This window comes from Acetobacter sp. AC2005 (assembly GCF_037901235.1).
Taxonomy (GTDB): Bacteria; Pseudomonadota; Alphaproteobacteria; order Acetobacterales; family Acetobacteraceae; genus Acetobacter; species Acetobacter oryzoeni.
Genome location: NZ_CP149625.1, coordinates 2,565,001 through 2,586,868, shown reverse-complemented (window position 1 = coordinate 2,586,868; position 21,868 = coordinate 2,565,001). Strand labels below are relative to the sequence as shown.

At 51.1% G+C, this 21,868-nt stretch carries 17 protein-coding genes, 1 tRNA gene and 2 rRNA genes; 8 read left to right on the top strand and 12 right to left on the bottom strand.

Annotated elements, in window-relative coordinates; all coding sequences use genetic code 11:
• Positions 1–104: 104 nt before the first annotated feature.
• The 6 genes from QQM41_RS12390 (at position 105) to QQM41_RS12365 (ending at position 7,048) form a co-directional block, all read left to right on the top strand.
• A complete protein-coding gene (locus tag QQM41_RS12390; protein ID WP_408874567.1) occupies positions 105–803 on the top strand; it encodes a DUF1349 domain-containing protein in 699 nt (232 codons plus the stop codon).
• On the top strand, positions 800–1,345 hold the full coding sequence (locus tag QQM41_RS12385) for a sugar O-acetyltransferase (protein ID WP_339078122.1): 546 nt from the start codon (positions 800–802) through the stop codon (positions 1,343–1,345). The genes QQM41_RS12390 and QQM41_RS12385 overlap by 4 nt, the downstream gene beginning before the upstream one ends.
• 428 nt (positions 1,346–1,773) lie before the next feature.
• On the top strand, positions 1,774–4,413 hold the full coding sequence (locus tag QQM41_RS12380; protein WP_050819847.1) for a TonB-dependent siderophore receptor: 2,640 nt from the start codon (positions 1,774–1,776) through the stop codon (positions 4,411–4,413).
• A gap of 91 nt (positions 4,414–4,504) precedes the next feature.
• Positions 4,505–6,106, top strand: a complete 1,602-nt coding sequence (locus QQM41_RS12375; protein ID WP_128105363.1) for a flavin monoamine oxidase family protein — start codon at positions 4,505–4,507, stop codon at positions 6,104–6,106.
• Positions 6,106–6,522, top strand: coding sequence for a cytochrome c (locus tag QQM41_RS12370; protein ID WP_050819849.1), 417 nt, complete (start codon positions 6,106–6,108; stop codon positions 6,520–6,522). The genes QQM41_RS12375 and QQM41_RS12370 overlap by 1 nt, the downstream gene beginning before the upstream one ends.
• A gap of 4 nt (positions 6,523–6,526) precedes the next feature.
• The gene (locus tag QQM41_RS12365) at positions 6,527–7,048 is read left to right on the top strand and encodes a RidA family protein (RefSeq protein WP_339077312.1); all 522 of its coding nucleotides are present in this window, start codon (positions 6,527–6,529) and stop codon (positions 7,046–7,048) included.
• Positions 7,049–7,114: 66 nt separating this feature from the next.
• Here the strand turns inward: QQM41_RS12365 and QQM41_RS12360 are convergent, their stop codons facing one another.
• The 5 genes from QQM41_RS12360 to QQM41_RS12340 all read right to left on the bottom strand — a co-directional run bounded on the left by QQM41_RS12360 (position 7,115) and on the right by QQM41_RS12340 (position 11,360).
• Positions 7,115–7,600, bottom strand: coding sequence for a heme-binding protein (locus QQM41_RS12360; RefSeq protein ID WP_339077311.1), 486 nt, complete (start codon positions 7,598–7,600; stop codon positions 7,115–7,117).
• A gap of 53 nt (positions 7,601–7,653) precedes the next feature.
• Entirely contained in the window at positions 7,654–8,127 is a 474-nt protein-coding gene (locus QQM41_RS12355) for a heme-binding protein (protein ID WP_339077310.1), read from the bottom strand.
• 291 nt (positions 8,128–8,418) lie between these two features.
• Complete coding sequence (locus QQM41_RS12350; RefSeq protein ID WP_339077309.1) at positions 8,419–9,294, bottom strand: DoxX family protein; 876 nt, start codon at positions 9,292–9,294, stop codon at positions 8,419–8,421.
• Positions 9,295–9,450: 156 nt separating this feature from the next.
• Positions 9,451–10,506, bottom strand: coding sequence for a carbohydrate porin (locus tag QQM41_RS12345; RefSeq protein ID WP_408874566.1), 1,056 nt, complete (start codon positions 10,504–10,506; stop codon positions 9,451–9,453).
• 99 nt (positions 10,507–10,605) lie between these two features.
• A protein-coding gene (locus QQM41_RS12340) for an IS5 family transposase (protein ID WP_088365012.1) occupies positions 10,606–11,360 on the bottom strand; the annotation gives its coding sequence in 2 pieces (ribosomal slippage) (positions 10,606–11,030 and positions 11,030–11,360; 756 coding nt in all).
• Between the two features lie 195 nt (positions 11,361–11,555).
• Between QQM41_RS12340 and QQM41_RS12335 the strand changes: the two genes are divergently transcribed.
• A complete protein-coding gene (locus tag QQM41_RS12335) occupies positions 11,556–12,551 on the top strand; it encodes an IS481 family transposase (protein WP_087652154.1) in 996 nt (331 codons plus the stop codon).
• Between the two features lie 115 nt (positions 12,552–12,666).
• Here the strand turns inward: QQM41_RS12335 and QQM41_RS12330 are convergent, their stop codons facing one another.
• Entirely contained in the window at positions 12,667–13,917 is a 1,251-nt protein-coding gene (locus QQM41_RS12330) for an IS701-like element IS1452 family transposase (protein WP_012812328.1), read from the bottom strand.
• Positions 13,918–13,938: 21 nt separating this feature from the next.
• Complete coding sequence (locus QQM41_RS12325) at positions 13,939–14,958, bottom strand: IS481 family transposase (RefSeq protein ID WP_339078120.1); 1,020 nt, start codon at positions 14,956–14,958, stop codon at positions 13,939–13,941.
• Positions 14,959–15,066: 108 nt separating this feature from the next.
• Between QQM41_RS12325 and QQM41_RS12320 the strand changes: the two genes are divergently transcribed.
• Positions 15,067–15,585: a hypothetical protein gene (locus QQM41_RS12320; RefSeq protein ID WP_339077308.1), complete on the top strand. Its 519-nt coding sequence runs from the start codon at positions 15,067–15,069 to the stop codon at positions 15,583–15,585.
• Positions 15,586–16,023: 438 nt separating this feature from the next.
• On the opposite strand, the gene QQM41_RS12315 is transcribed toward QQM41_RS12320, so the two are convergent.
• The 5 genes from QQM41_RS12315 to QQM41_RS12295 all read right to left on the bottom strand — a co-directional run bounded on the left by QQM41_RS12315 (position 16,024) and on the right by QQM41_RS12295 (position 21,760).
• Positions 16,024–17,280, bottom strand: a complete 1,257-nt coding sequence (locus QQM41_RS12315) for a hypothetical protein (protein ID WP_339077307.1) — start codon at positions 17,278–17,280, stop codon at positions 16,024–16,026.
• Positions 17,281–17,579: 299 nt separating this feature from the next.
• Positions 17,580–18,461 (bottom strand): hypothetical protein, encoded by an 882-nt coding sequence (locus QQM41_RS12310; protein ID WP_339077306.1) that lies wholly within the window; start codon positions 18,459–18,461, stop codon positions 17,580–17,582.
• Between the two features lie 199 nt (positions 18,462–18,660).
• Positions 18,661–18,737, bottom strand: a tRNA-Met gene (locus QQM41_RS12305).
• A gap of 55 nt (positions 18,738–18,792) precedes the next feature.
• A 5S ribosomal RNA gene (gene rrf / locus QQM41_RS12300) occupies positions 18,793–18,908 on the bottom strand.
• Between the two features lie 109 nt (positions 18,909–19,017).
• Positions 19,018–21,760: ribosomal RNA gene (locus QQM41_RS12295) — 23S ribosomal RNA — on the bottom strand.
• Positions 21,761–21,868: the final 108 nt, after the last annotated feature.

Sequence of the window (21,868 nt, the reverse complement as noted above, 5' to 3'; positions counted from 1 at the left end):
TACTCTTTCCTTTTGAAGGGAGATGGAGCTCTTCAAAAGGAACCGACATGAATGTGTTAATATTGTCTGCTCATTTTTGTTGTTCATGATATAGAATCTTAACCATGACACATATCCCCGAAAAAAATGATTGTCCCGACATAACAAGGCGTACGGTGATTGTAGCAGGCGCAGTGGCCGGCAGTATGGCTTTGGGTGGCAAAGCCTACGCCAGCTGCCTTTCTGACACGTGGCAAAATGGGGTCTGGCTCAACAAACCCCATCAAAGCGTGATCACAGCCGATACACTTGAAATGACAACGGACAAAGGCTCCGATTTCTGGCGTGAGACCTTTTATGGGTTCACCCGTGATAGTGGCCATTTTTACGGCATCCACGCACCCTCACGCTTTACCGCACAGCTGCGTATCCGTGCGGAATATGAGAAGCTGTATGATCAAGCCGGGCTTATGGTGCGGATTGACGAAAAGCACTGGGTAAAGGCCGGTATAGAGCTTTCTGATGGGCGCGCAATGCTCAGCAGTGTTCTTACAGATGGCCGTTCAGATTGGGCAACGGCCCCTTATGAAGGCGATCCAAAAGACTTCTGGATTCGAGCTACCGTAGCCGATGGTGTGTTAAGGCTTCAGGTCTCTGGTGATGGCAAGCTTTGGCCTCTGGTGCGCTTGGCCCCCTTCCCCACGGCCACATCTTACCTGGTTGGCCCGATGTGTTGTACGCCCGAGCGTGAAGGCCTTAAAGTGCGTTTTTCTGACTGGCACCTCAGCGCGCCACTCGGCAAGGCCCTGCATGATCTGACATAATGGCGCACCGAAGCGAAAAACAGAAAATGTTGGCTGGCGATCTGTATATCGCCAGCGATCCTGAATTGCAGCAGGACATGGCGCAATGCGCTGAATGGCTGGTCCGATATAATAATCGTCAGGGATCTCTGGCTGAACAACTGGGAGCCATTGGAGAGAACGCCTGTATCCGCCCTCCTTTTCATTGTGATTACGGCTATAATATTTTTCTAGGCGACAATGTATTTCTGAACTTTAACTGCATCATACTTGATGTGATGCCTGTTAGGATTGGAAGCGGCACGCAAATAGGCCCCGGTGTTCAGATTCTGACGGCAGACCATCCGCGGGATCCTGAACTACGTCAAAAAATGCTGGAGTTTGGCCAGTCTATTACCATCGGGAAAAATGTCTGGATTGGCGGCGGAGCTATTATCTTGCCCGGGGTTATGATTGAGGATAACGCCATTATCGGGGCTGGCAGTGTTGTTACGCATAACGTGCCTTCTGGCGTAACCGTGGTAGGCAACCCGGCGCGCTCCTTGCGCAGGATTGCTACATAAACAAAATACTTAATCTCACTTTTACTTGCGGCATAAGATTAATATTTTAATCGCTTTGCCAAGCTGCAAATATCTACACTTTCTTAAGGTGTAACCCTCATAGAATGCTGGTTTTTAAGAAATCTATTGATGAATTACTCCGTCGATAATGGAGCAGACATTTAAAGCCAAATATTCTGATATCCCCTTATAAATACGTATATTTTCCGCCATACCTCAGCCGAGAACATGAGGAAATCTCTCGTCGTCTTCCATCATGATATTTGCATTTACAATTATTTATGGATTTAGCTGAACGGGATAAAAATGTTGCATTTCCGCAACGCAATGCAAAATATACGGCCCTGATATGTTTTTTTATATCGTTTCTTGAACGTAATAGTTTACGGCTGTGAAAGCAATAACGCTTCATCAGTGGGACATGAAACATGCGATTAGCCAGACGCTTTTCCCTTCTTGCCACCACACTCTGCACCGTTTTGCCTTCACTTTCAGTTGCAGAAACAACCGAAACAACAGCTACACACCGTAAAGTTTCACATCAGCATGCTGGGAGTGTAGCTGGTAAATCAGTTGCTCAAACTACAGCTCCCCCGGCAGCAACAGCCAGCCATAAAAAAAATAATACAAAAGCTCTATATGCTACGGATGTAGAAACCGTAAATGTTTCAACCGGCACCCATTCAACCAACCGCAAGGCACGGCAGAGCACATCTCCCGTTACAGTTGTATCGGCAGCAACTTTGCGCCGTTCAGGGCAGGTCAACTTAGCAGATTCATTGGTCCGCACTTATGCTTCCATTAACGTGCAGGCTATGGCCGCAGATAGTGCCGCCCTTACGTCCTCCATTCAGATGCGCGGGCTTAACCCGAACGAAGTACTGGTACTGGTTGATGGCAAGCGCCGTCATTCAACCGCAAATATTGTTGCCGATGCCGGACCGCAGTTTGGTTCAACCGGCGTTGATCTGAACATGATTCCGGCAAATGCTATTGATCATATTGAAGTATTGGAAGATGGCGCAGCCGCCATGTACGGTTCAGATGCCATTGCGGGTGTTGTAAACATTATTACAAAAAAGGAAGATCACGGCCTGCATATGTCTGCCCAGACAGGCGCCAATGCTTATAATGGTGATGGCTGGCAGTACCAATTAAATGCAGATGGTGGCCTGAAGCTGGGTGAAGATGGATACATCCATATATCCGGCCAGATCACGCACACAGATCATTACGTTGTAAAAACAAAAGATCATCGCCTTTTAGGGTCATGGCCTGAAGGGGCAACAACGACGGGCTATTATAATGGTATCGTGCCCAACGCCATGAATGTGCCGTTGGATTCCAACAAGATCATGAGCACACCAGAGGAAACACGGGAAAACCTTGCCATTGATTTTGGGAAGAAAATTACCGATGGCATCAACTTTTATGGTTTGATCACCTACGCGCATCGCTATGGCGAAGCCTACGAAAACTATCGTATTCCAACCATAGCACCCTCTTATTATCCTTACGGCTTTTCACCTCTCGAAACCATTCGGGAAGATGATTACGCGGCAACCCTTGGCCTTAAAGGTGATAACTTTTTTGGTTTTGATTGGGATCTAAGCACCACTTATGGTGCAGATGAAACTAAAATTGGCAATAAAAATACAGCCAATACGGGTATGCTGTCTTCTGATTGTTCTTCAGATCCAACATCTTCCAACTACTCATCCCTTGGTTGTGGCTGGACCCCAACAACAGTTCGAGCTGAAACATACAGGTTGGCACAGTGGACCAATAATCTGGACTTTCGGAGGCATTTTAATATTGCCCAGAAAGTTCCCATGCTGCTGGCATTTGGCGGCGAACACCGGCTGGAAACATATGATCTAAAAGCTGGCAATGCCGCATCCTATATTCTGGGAGGAACACAAGGTTACGCCGGTATTGGGCCACAAAGCGCAGGTAGTTGGAGCCGTGATATCTGGGCCGCTTATGTGGATGGTGATTTCCACCCGCTTAAAAACTGGGATCTGGATTTTGCTGGGCGTTTCGAGCACTATACAGACGTTGGAAATACCGAAAACGGCAAGGTTTCTACGCGGTATGATATAACCCGACGCATTGGTGTGCGCGGAACCATCAGCACCGGTTTTCGTGCCCCTACCCTGCCAGAGCAGCATTATTCCGCCATGAACGTGGATCCAAACGGAGCATCCGGCCTGTTGCCGGTTGATTCCGAAGCAGCCCGTACTTTGGGGGCTAGCAAACTCAAGCCTGAACGTTCTGTCAGTGCCAGTGGTGGCATTGTTGTTGAACCTGTTGAAGGCTTCCATGTTGAAGCGGATGTTTATCAGATCAACCTGCGAGATCGTATTGTGGGCGGTGGCACGGTTAAAGGCGCATCGGCCATTTCGGCCATTGAACAACTTGGTTATCTGCTACCTTCCAATGGTCTGATTGCAGACAACGTATCTGCATATTACATGACCAATGGTGCCAGCACGCGTACTCAGGGGCTGGATATCAAAGCAGACTATACGTTCCGTTTTCGTAAAGCAGGCACTCTGGCTTTAACACTGGCGCTAGATCTCAATCGCACGCGCCTGCACCACAATGCTCTGGATACAAATGGCAATTCCTTGCTGAATGCACAAAACATTGCCTACATCACGACTGCCTACCCACGTAGTAAAATTATTCTGAACGCATTTTACCATTACAAAAACTGGGACTTTAACGTACGAGAAACCCGGTATGGTGAAACAACCTCCATGCTGACCTATTACGACTGGCAAAACCAGAACACGCCCTGCTCTGGAGGTGGAAATCTGGCTTACTCCAACACGTGCTTTAGCCAGTTTAAAAACACGCCACGTTGGATGACCGATATTGAAATTGGATACCGCTTTAACAAGAACTGGCACATGGCTGTTGGCGTCAACAATATTGCCAATGTTCGGCCCCGTATTGTTGCGCAGATCAATAATTCGCGCGGTGCACAACCATATGACCAGTTCTCACTGCAGGTACCAATTACAGGTGCCTACTACTATGGCCGCCTGAACGCAGATTTCTAAAATAAGTAATGCAGAGCGTTTAATTTTAAACGTTCTGCATTTTTACCGGTTCTTTTTGTAAGGGACCATGAGTAAAAAGCAGGAATACTCAATGGCAAGTCCATCACGCACCCCTTCGCAAACACGGCGGCAACTGTTGAGCCGCATTGGCATGGTAGCAGGAAGTGCTGCACTTTATCAGGCCATGACCAGCATGGGTCATGCCATGGGAACAGATTTTTCTGGCCCGCCCAAACTATCAGGGACAAAAAAAGGAACATCAGTTCTGGTTCTGGGGGCTGGCCTTGCGGGTATGTTGAGCGCCTACGAACTACGAAAGGCAGGATACAATGTTAAAATCCTTGAATTTCAATCACGTAGTGGTGGTCGTAATATCAGCCTGCGTGGGGGAGATACAGTAACAGAACTGGGGGGAGCAACGCAAAAGGTTGGTTTTGCTTCAGGGAATTATATTAATCCAGGCCCGTGGCGTATTCCCTACCACCATCAAGGACTTTTGCACTACTGCCGCGAATTTGGTGTGCAGCTTGAACCATTTATTGAGCTCAATCATAACAGCTGGCTTCATTCAACGGGCTCTTTTGGTGGCAAAGCTGTGCGCTACCGGGAATTGGCGGCTGATTTTAATGGATTTACAGCAGAACTGCTGGCCAAGGCAGTAGATCAACACAAGCTGGATGATCTGGTTAGCACGGATGAGGTTGCCCACCTTAAAGAGGCCATGCGTGGCTGGGGCGCACTTACACCTGAATTGGCTTATACTAAGGGGAATACCAGCTCCTTACGCCGTGGGTTTGAAAAACCGCAGGGTGGTGGCTTGAATGGTGCCCCGGTTCCCTCTGATCTGATGCAGCGAAACGAAATTTGGAAATCCGGCATGTGGAACTGGATGGCATTCCATGAGCGGCTGGATATGCAGACAACCATGTTCCAACCTGTTGGGGGCATGGATAATATTGGCAAGGCATTTACCAAGCAGGTGCGGGATTTACTGCAACTTCAATGCAAGGTTACAGCCATTCATCAAGACGTTAATGGCGTTACTGTAACCTATAACGATATGCAGCACGCTGGTGCGGTAAGGCAAGCCAAGGCAGATTATTGTGTATGCACCATCCCCCTTTCCATTCTGTCACAACTGGATGTGCAGGTAAGTGCTGGCATGAAAGCAGCCATAGGCGCTGTGCCTTACGCATCTTCCGTCAAACTTGGTCTGGAGTTCAAACGGCGTTTTTGGGAGGAAGATGACCAGATTTACGGCGGTATCAGCTTTACCGATCAACCGATCAGCCAGATTTCCTATCCAAGCCACGGTATTTTTTCCAAAGGACCAGCCGTGCTGTTAGGAGGGTATATGTTTGGCCCAGCAGCATATGACTTTGCCGGCATGACACCACAAGAAAGACTTGAAGAAGGCATAAAACAGGGGCTGGCCTTTCATCCACAATACCGCAAGGAATTCCTTAATGGCGTGAGTTTTGCCTGGAGCCGCGTACCTTGGACATTGGGGTGCTGTTCTATGTGGAGTGAAGAAGCCCGCAAAACCCATTACAAAACCCTATGTTCGATTGACCAGAGGATTGTTCTGGCCGGAGAACATGCCTCTTACGTAGGATGCTGGCAAGAAGGGGCTATTCTTTCCGCGCTGGATGCCGTCACACGTTTGCACAAACGAGCACTGGGAGCCGCCTGATGCGTAAATTTCTTCTTGTTTCGGCACTGGTGAGCATTCTTGTGCCTTGTGGTTGGGCGCGGGCAGATAGTGCAAGCGCCATATCCGGCAAAATGGAAGACTTACCATCAGGTGAGGCTATTTATCGCCATATCTGCCAGAGCTGCCATATGCCCGATGGACAGGGTGCTGTTGGAGCCGGGGCGCAAATTCCTGCCTTGGCGCATAATTCCCATTTACAGGTTGCAAGCTACCCTGCCACGGTTATCCTTAACGGTTACGGAGCCATGCCTTGGTTTGCGGGCTTGTTAAATGACAAACAAATTGCGGATGTGGTGGATTATATTCGCACGCATTTTGGCAATAATTACAAAGATAAACTTAACCCGTCGGAAGTGGCACTCATGCGCCCTCACCTGACTGCAGAGGAGCAATAAGTTCATGCGTTTCTTCAAATTATTCGGGGTTTCAACCTTACTTGCGACAACAGTTTTTGTAGCAATGGGATCAGCGGCACCAGCATATGCCCAAAGCGATATTATACGGCATAACGAAGCGACTTTTCCTATTGCCTCTGCAATTGAAGTACCAGCCGGATATTCCACCATCTATCTGAGTGGTATGGGCGCTCCCGTAATCAACCCTCAGGCACCTGCGAAATCTCTGGAAGCTTACGGTAACATGGCAACCCAAACGGAAGGCTCACTTAAACGAATAGAGGAAACACTCAAAGGCATGGGGCTAACCATGGGCGATATCGTGCAGATGCATATTTTTATGGTAGCCGATGCCCAAACCAAGAAACTGGATTTTGCAGGAATGATGGATGGTTACAAAAAATTCTTTGGCACAAAAGCACAACCTAACTTACCTGTGCGTTCAGCCTTTGCCGTAGCGCAGCTTGCTAATCCCGGATGGTTGATTGAAATTGAAGTTGTGGCCGTAAGACCAACCCATCATTAAATCAGATTAGTGTATCAGGTATGGGCAAGATCTAGATGTCTCGAAATCTTGCCCTGCCCTCACACTTTAGGGATGGAAGGCCGAAGCGGTATCTGTTGCAACCGCATCATCTAAATCATCCGTTGCACCACTCACGCCCACAGCACCAATAAGGTATTGGCCATTCATAACAGGAGCAGACCCTGGCACTGCAGTAATGCCCGGCAATGTTGTTAAAAATGCCTGATTTTGACTGACACGCTCAGCAAGAACTTTTCCTCGTGAATGATATAGTGCTGCTGTGCGTGCTTTCTTGATGGCAGTTTCATCGGTTCCGGATTGAGAATCATCCATCCGGGTAAATGCAAGCAGTCTGCCCGATCCATCAACAACAGCAATGCTTACCTTCATGCCGCGTTGTTTGGCTTCTGCCTCAGCTGCGTTAAGCAGGCTTTTTGCACCAGCATTACTCAGCACATCACGCGTGAGTATCTTGCTGTCATCTGCATGTGCCACGGTTACTGTAGACAAGCATGCCAAAATGGCCAATGGCCCCAAATATGCACGTTTCATCTGATATCTTATCCTAAAGCTGTTTTAACAACTTGTATTTTCAGGAAGACACATTAACGAAAATGCTTGGCTGTATCGACAACAAGAGCCTGTTCTGCTTCATTGGTATCGCCACTTGTACCAATGCTGCCAACTACAGTATCGCCCTGTTTAAAGACTGCACCGCCAGCAGATGGCAAAATGCCAGGAACAAAACCAATAGGAAGATTTTGTGCACGCGCTGCTTCAAAAAATTCCATAGTATTGCGTGCAAATCGTGCAGCCGATTTAGCTTTGGCAATCGAAGCTTCTACGCATCCGGCATATGCTCCCTGCATACGGATAAAAGCAACAAGATTGCCATCTGTATCTTCAATTGCAACGCATAGCTTAAGGTGTCGGCTTTCAGCCAAACCAACTGCATAATGCGCCATATCCAACGCTGCCTCTGTTGTAATATTAAGCTGCGGTGCTGTGGATGCAGATTGAGCAAACGCAGTAGATGCACACAACGCAGTAGATGCAAACGCTGCAAGTATCTTTTTCATTGCCAAGGGTACCTTATTGGAAGTGTTATTATTGACCCATCGTGACGTTTATTATCCCCAGCAAAATACCAAAGAATGTAAACGCCTTTCACCACATAACTTGACATGAGAATCATCATATCGAGTAATAATTTACAACAGTATAAATAATAAATGTAATATTTATTTTCTTATTCACATATATTTGATTATTTTAATGTGGTTTATTATATTTTTATTTCGGAACATTACATGCATGTCCTGTGTAATATTTCCCAAAATATCTCTTTCTGGTGGTAACGTGTAGCCAGTTCATTTTTCGGCCGTCACATAATCTGGTCGAGTTGACACACAAAATGGTCTCAGAAATTGCGGCATCCGGCCGTGCGCGATAAGCCATCCATCAATGGAGAACTTCCCTGCCCCTGCAATAACAAAACTTGCAAAAAATACGATCATGAGCATTGGATATTCCCAACCACCAACTGGTAGATTATTCCACGTAAATCCATCCTCAAAATGCCGACCGTACTGATTGGCGATAATATAATAAAGCGCAGCACCAATACCGGCCAACCGAGTAAGAAACCCCATACCAACGCCAATGGCTATTGCTAGCTCACACAAGCCCGCAACAATTACACAAAAACCCCCAGAGGATAGGCCAAAACCAATAAAAACCTGAGACATATGATAAAAAGACTCTGCTCCTGCAAAAAGCTTTTCTGCAAAATGCCCGACCATATCAAAACCAAAATAGATGCGTATTGTTGCAACTTGCCACTGCAGATGACCATTCCATCCAGAGAGACGATACTGCATCCAGTCATGCATCATGCAGTCAATATAAAGCGCCAGATAGATTAAAAACACGATTGTGGAACTTGCCATACCTGGAAACGAACCATGTATGGCAGCAACACGCCAACTGATTATGAAAGGCAGCAAGGAGGCCAAAAAACCAATTACAAAATTTTTGGGCATAACAGAAACGGCTATACCTAATGCAATAAAGTCCAGCCCTATTGTGGATAAGCGCGCAAAATCAGGAATAATAGGCACAATAAAAGATGAATAAGCCATTGCGCAGATAGAAACAGCCAGCGATGCCCATAAAAGCCATAAAGGCACGTAACGCGGTCTTAGTGCAGCAAAGGAGGGAACCAATACATTTGGTTTCATAGACATGAGTATTCTTCTTCTAAAAGATGCCAAAACCAAAACACTTGTATGGAAGTTCAATGACAACCACACAAAACTCATTACATATTTAAAAGTTTGCTCTTTGTGAAAATTTACCCATTTCTTTTCCTTTATATTGTGTAAGATTATGTGCCCAAATATTTATAAAGTTACATGAGCGTTTATCCCCAATATTGCAGCATTCTTTACACGCCCAGAGCCTCCTGGGCGCCAAAAATACTGAAAATCTGGAGCAATATCGATGCCGTCACCAACATGAACGTTGTAAGTCGCATCAAATATTGATTCCCGGCTTGCCAAAAGTGGTCTATCCGGCGCGAGTGGATCTAGCAGAATTGCGCCATGTTCGGGTTGCCATATGGATTTAATATTTGGCCCATATCGTAATGCAGACCATGTTAACCCCAATGCATCACGCGGGCGGCCAGCAAACTGACCAATATCCTCAATCCCTACGTAAGCTTGGTCTGAAATAACTGATATTCCAGAAGTAACATGCGTATAACCACCCAGAATGATAAGCCCACTATCTGAATATTGGCCATTCCGCATAAGCATCTGGTCAAAGGCAATGTAGCTAATCATCTGTCCATGCCGCCAACGAGTGGGCGCATCTGTGTCTACTTCATTGTAAGCGTGCCGCGAGGTATCCCACAACATGCCGATCTTATAGTGACCATTCAGTTTATGAGCGCCAAATACCGGTTCATACCCGCCACCAATCGCCAGCGTAGCACCGGTTATATGATCTCCTCCCCAATCCGTGCCGGCTGTTCCACCTTTGAGCGGGCTGGTTTCATAAGCACCTAATGTAATGTAGGTCGGCTTAGTTGGTCTCACGCGCAGAACCATAGACCAAACTGTTCCGGGCCAAGAGGAATACCCGTCTGTTAACGTGGTGGCACGGGGCTGACTACATGTTGCTTGCCCCATCACCAAACATTGCAATGGGCTGGAATCAAAGTCTGGTCCTGGTGCATAACGGCCCGCAGTCAGAATGATCCTTTCATGTAACCATTTTTTTTGTGCATAGAAATATACAAGGTGTATGAGCACATTACCGCCCCCACCATAAATCTGCTGAGGGTTCACCACCCCATCTTGCAGGGCATCTGTTGAAAGCCTTCTACCGTGACGTTGCACCGCCGTGATTGTGGTGGTGAAATCTGGAATATTCAGTATCTTTTCCCAGTCCAAATCTACTTCAATGGCAACCTGCCCGGCAAAATCCTGTGCTTTGCGCGTGCCGCCTGAAATGTTGCCAGCAAATTCCGACCAGTCATCTACAGCGTGTCGTCAGTTAAGCAGGATGATGATTGAGGCGAACTGCACGGCTGCGAGGAAGGTCGATTTCAGTTTATCGTAGCGGGTTGCGATAGCGCGAAACTGCTTGAGTTTATTGAAGAACCTCTCAACAAGGTTCCGTTCGCGGTAGAGAGAAAAATCGGTTTTCCGTCGTGTCGTTCTGCTGCGTTTTGGCGGGATGACCGGGGTAATCCCGCGCTGTATCAGCCGATCGATCAACCTGTCCGCGTCATACGCCTTGTCAGCAAGGAAAGCCTCCGGGTCGATGTTTTCCAGAAGCGGTTCCGCCTGGGTGATATCGGCATCCTGTCCCGGTGTGATGCCGAGTTCCACCGGATTGCCCAGAGCGTCGCAGATGGCATGGATCTTTGTAGTCAACCCGCCTCGTGATCGTCCGATGGCCTGATCCGTACCCCTTTTTTGAGAGCTCCTGCACTATGCTGATGCGCCCGGACAATTGTGCTGTCGATCATCATGTATTCGTTGTCGTGATCAGCGGCCAGATAACGAAATATCCGTTCGATGACGCCGCTTTCACACCAGCGGCGCAGACGCCGGTGCACGTTTTTCCAGTCCCCGAAACGGGCAGGAAGGTCGCGCCATGGAATGCCCGCGCGATAGCGATACAGCACCGCCTCCACGAACAGACGGTTGTCCGCCGCAGTGCCGCCGACATAGCCTTCTCGACCGGGAAGAAGATCCTTTATCCGCTCCCACTGGTCATCGCGTAAACTATAGCGCCGCATCTCTCTGTCTCCTCCAAAAAACGGGAAAACAGTCAGCACACGCAGACACAAACTACAACCCTCACGTGCCACACTCAGGGCTTAACTGACGACACGCCGTAGCTGTCAGGTTGTGAGACGTCATTGGGATGATGTAGCGTGGGCGATACCGCGTTATGCTTCGTTGTTTTCTTCCGTTTGCAGGGAGACCGAATGATGCTTCAGATCCACCCACAGGCACGCACGACACCGGCTGTCCGGGCTGAGATAGCTCGTTCGTCAGAACCGACATCCGTGCTCGCCAGACGCTACGGGATCAGCGATGAAACAGTCCGCAAGTGGCGCAGGCGTGGTTCGGACGCCTGTCAGGACCGCAGCAGCCGTCCCTGGAGGCTGGCCTGGAAAGCCTCGGAGGAGGAGCGCGCCATTGTCTGTCAGCTTCGGCGTTCTACCGGTTTTGGTCTGGATGATCTGACCTTTGTCTTACGGCATTTCCTGCCGCATCTGAACCGGGACAATATCTGGCGGATACTGAAAGACGCCGGATTGAACAGGCTGCCTCCTGTTCCAAAGGCCGGACCAGTTCGGGGACAGGGAAAGTTCCGCGATTACGATCCCGGTTATGTCCATATCGATGTGAAACATCTGCCAAAATTACAGACAGCAGATGGGGACCGGCGGAAACGTTTTCTGTATGTCGCCATCGATCGCTGTTCCCGTTCAGTGCACCTGGCTGTTTATGACGCGGAAAATGCGGATAATTCCGTTGATTTCCTCAATGCCGTCAAATCGGCCTTTCCTTTCCGGATCACCCATATCCTGACCGATCGTGGCTCCTGCTTTACAGCGGACGCCTTCGAAAAAGCCTGTCATGACATGGGAATCGACCGACGCCGGACCAAGGCTTACTCCCCTCAGACCAATGGAATGGTGGAACGCTTCAATGGCCGTGTCGCTACAGAAGTACTGCAGGTCTGTGTCTCAAACCATGAAGATCTGGAAATTCTGCTCAGAGGCTTCTGTTTCGCCTACAATCATCGCCCGCAGCGTGTTCTGGGCGGCATCGCTCCCGCCCAATGCATCATCTCATGGCTTGAAAAACATCCCGCGTCACGTAATCAAGACTATATCAAACCGGCTGGTCGTGACATCATGAAACAGGTCGACGAAATCCTTGATTACGCCAATGACGTCTCACAACCTGACACGTAGCACTACAGTTGCATTTTGTGTCGTGAGTGAGCGCGGATAGCACTGGCCTGATGCGTTCGTCGAAAGACGGACCATCTGAGGATGTGAGAGACGGGTAGTCTGCGTTGTGCAAGTTTTACGACGAGGCGCCTGATCTCCTGAATGGACCAGCGGACAAGGACTGTCGTGTTCTGAGTTGTGTTTTTTTCGGTTTCAGTGAGTTTGCCTGGTAACGGACACTGGCCATGACGGCATAGGCCAGCATGACCAGAGAGACATGCCGATGCCAACCATGCCAGGAGCGGGTCTCGTTATGATCAAGACCAAATTCGTTTTTGGCCGTCTCGAACCCTTCTTCGATCCTCCAGCGCGTCCCTTCAACGTTCACCAGTTCCTGCGTGGTTGTCCCTTTCGGGCTCCAGGTCGTAAAATAGGCAAGGTCCCCGTCAGCGATGTTTCGGCGGATCAACAGGCCACGTGTCCATGGTCCGGCTATAGGGCAGTCAAATTCTTCAGCATCCAGATCAGCAAGCGGAAGATACGCCCAGTCATAAAGTCGCTCACCTTTTGTGCCGTGCCCCGCTGACAGACGACGCCAGGCCTGGTCTGGCAGTCCTGCTGCAATATCTTTCGCCTCTCCGGCAATCAGCGGTTCCGTTGCCCATGATCCGAACCAGTGATTGCCCTTGACCCCAAGCACATATCCAATTCCTGCCCGGCGAAGCGTGCGTTCTACGTCGCCCACGCCATACACGCTGTCTGCTGCAACCCAGCGGAACGGCACACCGGCCTCAATACTTCGCTCAATCATCATCGAGGCTAACGCCGGTTTGGTTGCAAACACCACGTCATCGGGAACGTGGGCCCGCTTCAGACGCTCAGGCTTTGATGTCCAGTCTTTCGGGAGATACAGGGCGCGGTCAATAAAGGCATGCCCCCGTTCCGAAACATAAGCGCCAAACACACCAATCTGGCAGTTCGTGATCTTGCCGGCAGATCCCGTATACTGCCGCCCCACACCGCAGGACGCCTGACCCTTCTTCAGAAAACCGGTCTCATCAATGACCAGCACGCCCTCTTCAGTGCCCAGATGCTCAATCACATAATCCCTGACGACGTCACGAAGGGCATCGGCATCCCAGTGCCCGCGTCCCAGAAGCGCCTGCTGCCGCCATGGACCAGGATCTCCTGCGGCTTCCGCTCGCATCCATCCCGTCTTGCGTGGTTCATTGCCAATCAAAACATCAAGAAAAGCACAGGCCGAATCTACGACACGTTTTTGCGTGAACAGCGGCGCCATCCGATCCTTGGCGGACCGAAGCGAGCGCGCCCATAATTCCAGCGTCTCTTCAACAGACGTACCGCCACTCATCATATCCTGAATCATGGTTACCCATAGATTCAGAACTCAACACAAAATGCAACTGTAGTGGTAGATGTCAGGTTGTGAGACGTCATTGGCGTAATCAAGGATTTCGTCGACCTGTTTCATGATGTCACGACCAGCCGGTTTGATATAGTCTTGATTACGTGACGCGGGATGTTTTTCAAGCCATGAGATGATGCATTGGGCGGGAGCGATGCCGCCCAGAACACGCTGCGGGCGATGATTGTAGGCGAAACAGAAGCCTCTGAGCAGAATTTCCAGATCTTCATGGTTTGAGACACAGACCTGCAGTACTTCTGTAGCGACACGGCCATTGAAGCGTTCCACCATTCCATTGGTCTGAGGGGAGTAAGCCTTGGTCCGGCGTCGGTCGATTCCCATGTCATGACAGGCTTTTTCGAAGGCGTCCGCTGTAAAGCAGGAGCCACGATCGGTCAGGATATGGGTGATCCGGAAAGGAAAGGCCGATTTGACGGCATTGAGGAAATCAACGGAATTATCCGCATTTTCCGCGTCATAAACAGCCAGGTGCACTGAACGGGAACAGCGATCGATGGCGACATACAGAAAACGTTTCCGCCGGTCCCCATCTGCTGTCTGTAATTTTGGCAGATGTTTCACATCGATATGGACATAACCGGGATCGTAATCGCGGAACTTTCCCTGTCCCCGAACTGGTCCGGCCTTTGGAACAGGAGGCAGCCTGTTCAATCCGGCGTCTTTCAGTATCCGCCAGATATTGTCCCGGTTCAGATGCGGCAGGAAATGCCGTAAGACAAAGGTCAGATCATCCAGACCAAAACCGGTAGAACGCCGAAGCTGACAGACAATGGCGCGCTCCTCCTCCGAGGCTTTCCAGGCCAGCCTCCAGGGACGGCTGCTGCGGTCCTGACAGGCGTCCGAACCACGCCTGCGCCACTTACGGACTGTTTCATCGCTGATCCCGTAGCGTCTGGCGAGCACGGATGTCGGTTCTGACGAACGAGCTATCTCAGCCCGGACAGCCGGTGTCGTGCGTGCCTGTGGGTGGATCTGAAGCATCATTCGGTCTCCCTGCAAACGGAAGAAAACAACGAAGCATAACGCGGTATCGCCCACGCTACATCATCCCAATGACGTCTCACAACCTGACAGGTAGAGGAAGAGCCGGTGGATGCCCTGGGCACAGAGTGCTGGCAATCGTTGCTGGAGAACAACACACTGTTCCAGCAGGAGATGGATTCCTGCCGGTCGACCCTACAGGTTATAAAGTGGAAGACTGAGGGGGCGCGGGAGGCCTCGCAGGAATTTACGTGCACTGACTGCGGTTCTAAACTCATTAAACAATTGGACGACGGCAACACCGCGCAGGATAGCGCTGTGTTCATGTGTTCGGCGTGCGGAAAGGAGCCCGACATCGTCGCGCTCATGGTTGCCGGTATAGATGATGCCTACGGCGCTGAAGCATATATCGCCGCAACCCAGGGCGGCGAACCTCCTGTGGGAAGTTGTCCCAAATGCGGTGAGGAAACATATATATTCTCTGAGGGTGGTTGCGCCCTTTGCGGCTTCGACATCCCGGACGATGCCCAGTGCACGGTTTGCCATGCACCGTTGACGCTTGAAGAATACGAAGAGGGTTCAGGCCTGTGCGGTTACCATCGCTGGGTTGCCGACAAGGATGACTGATTGTGCCGATATCGTCCTATTGCTCAACTTGGGATTGTCACGTCATAGCCCAACGCATCCCGTCCAAACTTACCGACAGAGTAGAGCACAAAGTGGTAGAAGGAGCGATGACTGGATATGTCCGCTTTCCTCCTAAACAGCCTGTCGGCTTCAGCAGAAACAGAACTGACAGGCTGTAGTCGCCCTCTTCTCCAACATGCAACTGCTCAGATTGCTTTCCGCATAGCGGACATGACTAGCGCAAACTGCTGTTGCCACTTGGGCCGATTGCGGGATAGCCGGTGTCGGGCTACGAATGCGTGAACCGATGTTCCCGCCAAGCACGTGTTCCGTCAGGAAATAACCTGTGTCCATCGCTCCCCTACCTTTGCTGATGGGCTCGCTGCAGACATCTTTGCTGGCGATCTCTATGGATCCCCCTGCGGTCTCGGGGTCATATCAGAGCTGCCGCATGGATGGGCCGCCTTCGACATGTCCCGGCACATCAAATGCAAGTAAGGTCAGTTTAAGCTTACGGCTTGTGTCATCGGCACGCGCGAACGTGAACGCAAACTCCGTTTCGCCACGCTTGCCGTCGAAGCTGGTACATTGCGGGTGCTTCTCCATGGTCGGACGAATCTTCGCCAGCACATCCGAAAAAGAACGGTTGCGGTTGAATAGAAGAATCGCCGCCTTGGTATCCCGCCAGCTGAGATAGCCCAGCACCTGATCGATGGCTTCGGACAAGGCTTTCGCGCCTTTCCAGATTTTGCATTCACCGATGAAGATGTTGCGCCCCTGCGAGGTAATCAGGATGTCGGTTTTACCGCCATAATTGAAGACCTCTCCGCGTGCCTCGCCTTCAAATTTTGCATTGAGCGGCACGAGAAACTGGAAGCGCAGCGTTTCCTCATCCATGTCGGCATAGGCATGGGGGCTACGTTCCATGACTTCTGCCATCTGCTGCAAGGTGTCGAGGATATCGCGGTAAATGGCATCGCTCAGGGTTGGCTCAGGACGCGCGACCGGTCGTGCCTGCGGCAGCTGCGGGGCGATTTTCTTGCGGGCCGTAACTGGTGCTGCGAAGGTGGCAGCGCGGTCATTGCGCTGCTTGAGGGCGAATTTGAGTCCGGACGCAACGGCCCCGGTCTGGTCGGCGCGGGCGCGCCGAGCCTTTACATGGCTATCGACGACCGCAGCGATGGATTCGTTCCAGCGCACCACGGCGGGACGCAACCAGCCCAGATGCTTGTCGAGGTCCTTAAGGAACCGCTCAAACGTGGCGTTGACCTGGTCAGCGGTGGGCTGGCGCTCCACCATTGTTGTTGCGATGACGGTCTCTTTAACTGTCCCGCGCGGTGGGTTTATGGTGAAGGTGGAACCCCGGCAGAAGAACAAGTCTTTGTCGCCGGTGAAAGGTATTTCGAGCGTGTAGCGCTGAGCGTCCACCGACACGGAGCCGTCGTCGTCGTAGCCCCTGTGGAAACCACCGGACCGCCCGACTTGCATCTTCGTGCGGCCTTCATCGACGCTCGGCTCGCCTAGTTCGATCATTTCCAGTTGATATTTCTGCTGCGCGTAACTCTGAAGTTCGGCCAGATCGGTATTGAGCAGCCGGCTGTCCGCAATGGCATCGAACTCTTTCAGCAGCTCTGCCTGCTGGTTTTCGATAACCCGCGACAAGTCGTAATTATAAAACAGTAGTTCGTCGGCCATCACTTATTACCCCCTATCTGCGCAATATCAGAACATATGAAAAACGCGAAATGCGTAGATGGAACTGGTGCCCATCCCAATGTAAGGGGCCGCATGCAACCGAACGGCGGGTTTTGGTTGAAGCAGACAGATACGCCGGATCCTCTGAATGGTGGGGGTTGAGTCGATAGCTGTCATGAACGTGCATGCTGCGAATGGCTGGCTTCTGTCACTCTTATCCCGATACCCGACTATCTGCTTCCCCTCCCTTAAGGGCCCTTCCCCGCTGAATATTTTCACGAGGAAGGGCGATATTTTCCTCAATCGTTTTTAACCCAGAACCTCGTTTTTGCATTTCTACGCGATGTCCATCCGGCTTGCCGCATGGCTTTGGCAAGTGCCCGTTGATGGATCGTAGACAATGGCCATTGATACTGAAGTAAACCTTCGACCACCAACCGTGAGGTAATGTGGCCTTTTTGAGAGGTAGCCCAGACTTCGAGCACTTCCGGCATCCGGGCGTCCAGCCGCTCCTCGAATGTCGGAAGCTGCGGAGGAGGAGGAGGTGGTGGTGGTAGCAGCTGCTCCTGCTCTTCCCGTGCAGAATAAAAATCCTCTACGATGACCGAAATACGCTCATCGGGAGTTTCAGGCGTTTTGCGCAGTGTCCCGAACAGATGCTCGGCCAGAAATTCAGCATGTTCACGAAGCGTCAATTCTGTTTCGGGGTCAGCAACCCTCCCGGCCTCGATTTCTGCCCACGCTCTACCCAACCCGATGGGCTCCCAATATGAACGCGAGTAATGCTCCGCCAGGTTCTCCTGAGTGACCGCCACCCACCGGCCCTGTATTATGTTAAAAATTTCGATACGTTCTGGAATACATTTCCATCTCCGGCTTTCCCTCAGCCACTCCCTGCGCTTTGCTTCACTATGAACAGGAGCGTCACCGCATTGCCGTGGAGCATAAGACTGCCTGGCAGCCTTACTCCGGGCATCCTTCCATATGCCGTCTGGATCACCGAAGCCCCGAACGCACAGCGGACAGAGTTCCAGGATATTTTCCGTAGTGGCCAGACACCATTTCCATGTAATGATGTTCCATACCAGAAGACGGTCAGTCTCCGGGTCATATCTGGTATTGCGTGCCAACCAGCCCCTCTGGTTTGGCCCCGACAGCATTCTCACTGCGTCATCACGCATGATGATATTCCTCATTGGTTTCCAAGTTTCGTTCTGAACGGATCGGAGAAACCATTTGAGGCGGCCCTGTAGGCCATGGCGTGGGATGGACGCGGGTGATTGCCCAACCCGCTTTTGAGGGTCGAGACGCGTCTAACTGTCTGATAAGCCCGTATTTCATGGCGATCAGCAGTTGATGATGAGAGATTTATGATGGAAGTGGTTGCGGGGGCAGGATTTGAACCTGCGGCCTTCAGGTTATGAGCCTGACGAGCTACCGGGCTGCTCCACCCCGCGGTTGAAGATGTGTTGAAATTTGTAGGGGTAAGATTTGTGTAGGGTGGATTGGAAGACCTGGCGGCGACCGACTTTCCCGTGGCTTAAGCCACAGTATCATAGGCGCTGGGGGTTTTCACGGCCGAGTTCGGGATGGGATCGGGTGGATCTCTCCCCGCCATGGCCACCAGGTCATCCAGTCCACCCTGTAAGGGTGTGTGTGGAGGACGGTTGGTTATGAAGAAGTAGGCGTTATATGGATGATTTCTGTGCACGGGCTGTCCTTTTAAGGGGACAGTAAGAGAGTGAGCCTATTGGGTGATTAGGACCAGTTAGCTGCACGTGTTACCACGCTTTCACACCTGGCCTATTAACGTGGTGGTCTACCACGACCCTCAGGGAGACCTAGTTTTGAGGTGGGTTTCCCGCTTAGATGCTTTCAGCGGTTATCCCTTCCATACTTAGCTACCCGGCGGTGCCGCTGGCGCGACAACCGGTGCACCAGAGGTATGTTCATCCCGGTCCTCTCGTACTAGGGACAAATCCTCTCAAGTCTCCAACATCCACGGCAGATAGGGACCGAACTGTCTCACGACGTTCTAAACCCAGCTCACGTACCACTTTAATCGGCGAACAGCCGAACCCTTGGGACCTGCTCCAGCCCCAGGATGTGATGAGCCGACATCGAGGTGCCAAACCTCCCCGTCGATGTGGACTCTTGGGGGAGATCAGCCTGTTATCCCTAGAGTACCTTTTATCCGTTGAGCGATGGCCCTTCCACGCGGGACCACCGGATCACTATGGCCGACTTTCGTCTCTGCTCGAGCTGTCACTCTCGCAGTCAGGCGGGCTTATGCCATTGCACTCAACAGCCGGTTTCCGACCGGCCTGAGCCCACCATCGCGCGCCTCCGTTACACTTTGGGAGGCGACCGCCCCAGTCAAACTGCCCACCATACAGGGTCCCGGATCAGGCTAACTGACCACGGTTAGACATCAGAAAAATTCAGGGTGGTATTTCAAGGATGGCTCCACAGGAACTGGCGCCCCTGCTTCAAAGCCTCCCACCTATCCTACACAGAATGTCTCTGATGCCACTGTAAAGCTGCAGTAAAGGTTCATAGGGTCTTTCCGTCTGACCGCGGATACCCCGCATCTTCACGGGGAATTCAATTTCGCTGAGCCGATGCTGGAGACAGCGGGGAAGTCGTTACGCCATTCGTGCAGGTCGGAACTTACCCGACAAGGAATTTCGCTACCTTAGGACCGTTATAGTTACGGCCGCCGTTTACCGGGGCTTCAATTCAGCGCTCTCACACCTCCTCTTAACCTTCCGGCACCGGGCAGGCGTCAGACCCTATACGTCGTCTTTCGACTTCGCAGAGTCCTGTGTTTTTAATAAACAGTCGCTACCCCCTGGTCTGTGCCACCCGCCAATGGTTGCCCACCAACGGGTCTCGCTTATCCCGAAGTTACACGAGCAATTTGCCTAGTTCCTTCAGCATCGTTCTCTCAAGCGCCTTGGTATTCTCTACCAGTCCACCTGTGTCGGTTTCGGGTACGGTCTATACGCCAGAGCTATTTCCTGGAATGCTCCAAAAGCCAGGTCAATCCGTTAAGACCTGACAACATATCGCATTCGTCACTTCTGGCAGGTACAGGAATATTCACCTGTTTCCCATCGACTACGGCTCTCGCCCTCGCCTTAGGGGCCGACTAACCCTGCGTGGATTAACCTTGCGCAGGAACCCTTGGACTTTCGGCGACAGTGTTTCTCGCACTGTTTGTCGCTACTCATGTCAGCATTCGCACTTCCGATATCTCCAGAGAGGGTCACCCCGTCTCCTTCACAGACTTACGGAACGCTCCGCTACCGCGCATATCATAGATATGCACCCACAGCTTCGGCACGTGGCTTGAGCCCCGTTACATTTTCGGCGCAGGGTTTCTATTAGACCAGTGAGCTATTACGCTTTCTTTAAAGGATGGCTGCTTCTAAGCCAACCTCCTGGTTGTTATGGAATCCCCACATCCTTTCCCACTTAGCCACGATTTGGGGGCCTTAGCTGGTGGTCTGGGCTGTTTCCCTCTCGACAATGGACCTTAGCACCCACTGTCTGTCTGCCAGGCTATACTTCCGGGTATTCGGAGTTTGGTTGGGTTTGGTAAGGCTTTGGGCCCCCCTAGCCCATCCAGTGCTCTACCCCCCGGGGTAACCACCTGACGGTCTACCTCAATAGATTTCGCGGAGAACCAGCTATCTCCGAGTTTGATTGGCCTTTCACCCCTAGCCACAGCTCATCCCCGACTTTTTCAACAGGCGTGGGTTCGGCCCTCCAGTGCGTGTTACCGCACCTTCAGCCTGGCCATGGCTAGATCACTCGGTTTCGGGTCTTCTGCCAGCAACTATGCGCCCTATTCAGACTCGCTTTCGCTACGCCTACACCTATCGGCTTAAGCTCGCTGCAAACAGAAACTCGCTGACCCATTATACAAAAGGTACGCCGTCACCCCATAAGAGGCTTCGACTGCTTGTAGGCATCCGGTTTCAGGTCTCTTTCACTCCCCTCGTCGGGGTGCTTTTCACCTTTCCCTCACGGTACTTGTTCGCTATCGGTCACTAGGGAGTATTTAGGCTTGGAGGGTGGTCCCCCCATGTTCAGACAGGGTTTCACGTGCCCCGCCCTACTCAAGCATTCTCAAAGACACTACACATACGGGACTATCACCCACTGTGGTCAGCCTTTCCAGACTGTTCTGCTTCTTCTTCAAAAATGACTGGCCTGTTCCGCGTTCGCTCGCCACTACTAGCAGAATCTCAATTGATGTCTTTTCCTCCAGGTACTGAGATGTTTCAGTTCCCCGGGTTCGCCTCGTAACCCTATGTATTCAGATCACGATACCCATCGCTGGGTGGGTTGCCCCATTCGGAAATCTGCGGATCAATGCCTGCTCGCGGCTCCCCACAGCTTATCGCAGCGTGCTACGTCCTTCGTCGCCTCCTAGTGCCAAGGCATCCACCGAATGCCCTTCTCATACTCACTCACCCCATGCACAGAAACCATCCATACCTACAAACGCAGATACAAACAGCTCCAAAGCATGACGCATCCGAGTACGTCTACTTCTTCAAAACGCTTCTGAACGCTTACA

What these genes read in the sequence shown, in the direction of transcription:
- QQM41_RS12350 (WP_339077309.1), bottom strand. Translation starts at nt 9,294, where the DNA reads ATGTCTATGAAACCAAATGTATTGGTTCCCTCCTTTGCTGCACTAAGA.
- QQM41_RS12355 (WP_339077310.1), bottom strand. Translation starts at nt 8,127, where the DNA reads ATGAAAAAGATACTTGCAGCGTTTGCATCTACTGCGTTGTGTGCATCT.
- QQM41_RS12390 (WP_408874567.1), top strand. Translation starts at nt 105, where the DNA reads ATGACACATATCCCCGAAAAAAATGATTGTCCCGACATAACAAGGCGT.
- QQM41_RS12335 (WP_087652154.1), top strand. Translation starts at nt 11,556, where the DNA reads ATGCTTCAGATCCACCCACAGGCACGCACGACACCGGCTGTCCGGGCT.
- QQM41_RS12375 (WP_128105363.1), top strand. Translation starts at nt 4,505, where the DNA reads ATGGCAAGTCCATCACGCACCCCTTCGCAAACACGGCGGCAACTGTTG.
- QQM41_RS12330 (WP_012812328.1), bottom strand. Translation starts at nt 13,917, where the DNA reads ATGATTCAGGATATGATGAGTGGCGGTACGTCTGTTGAAGAGACGCTG.
- QQM41_RS12325 (WP_339078120.1), bottom strand. Translation starts at nt 14,958, where the DNA reads ATGCTTCAGATCCACCCACAGGCACGCACGACACCGGCTGTCCGGGCT.
- QQM41_RS12310 (WP_339077306.1), bottom strand. Translation starts at nt 18,461, where the DNA reads ATGCGTGATGACGCAGTGAGAATGCTGTCGGGGCCAAACCAGAGGGGC.
- QQM41_RS12315 (WP_339077307.1), bottom strand. Translation starts at nt 17,280, where the DNA reads ATGGCCGACGAACTACTGTTTTATAATTACGACTTGTCGCGGGTTATC.
- QQM41_RS12365 (WP_339077312.1), top strand. Translation starts at nt 6,527, where the DNA reads ATGCGTTTCTTCAAATTATTCGGGGTTTCAACCTTACTTGCGACAACA.
- QQM41_RS12370 (WP_050819849.1), top strand. Translation starts at nt 6,106, where the DNA reads ATGCGTAAATTTCTTCTTGTTTCGGCACTGGTGAGCATTCTTGTGCCT.
- QQM41_RS12360 (WP_339077311.1), bottom strand. Translation starts at nt 7,600, where the DNA reads ATGAAACGTGCATATTTGGGGCCATTGGCCATTTTGGCATGCTTGTCT.
- QQM41_RS12380 (WP_050819847.1), top strand. Translation starts at nt 1,774, where the DNA reads ATGCGATTAGCCAGACGCTTTTCCCTTCTTGCCACCACACTCTGCACC.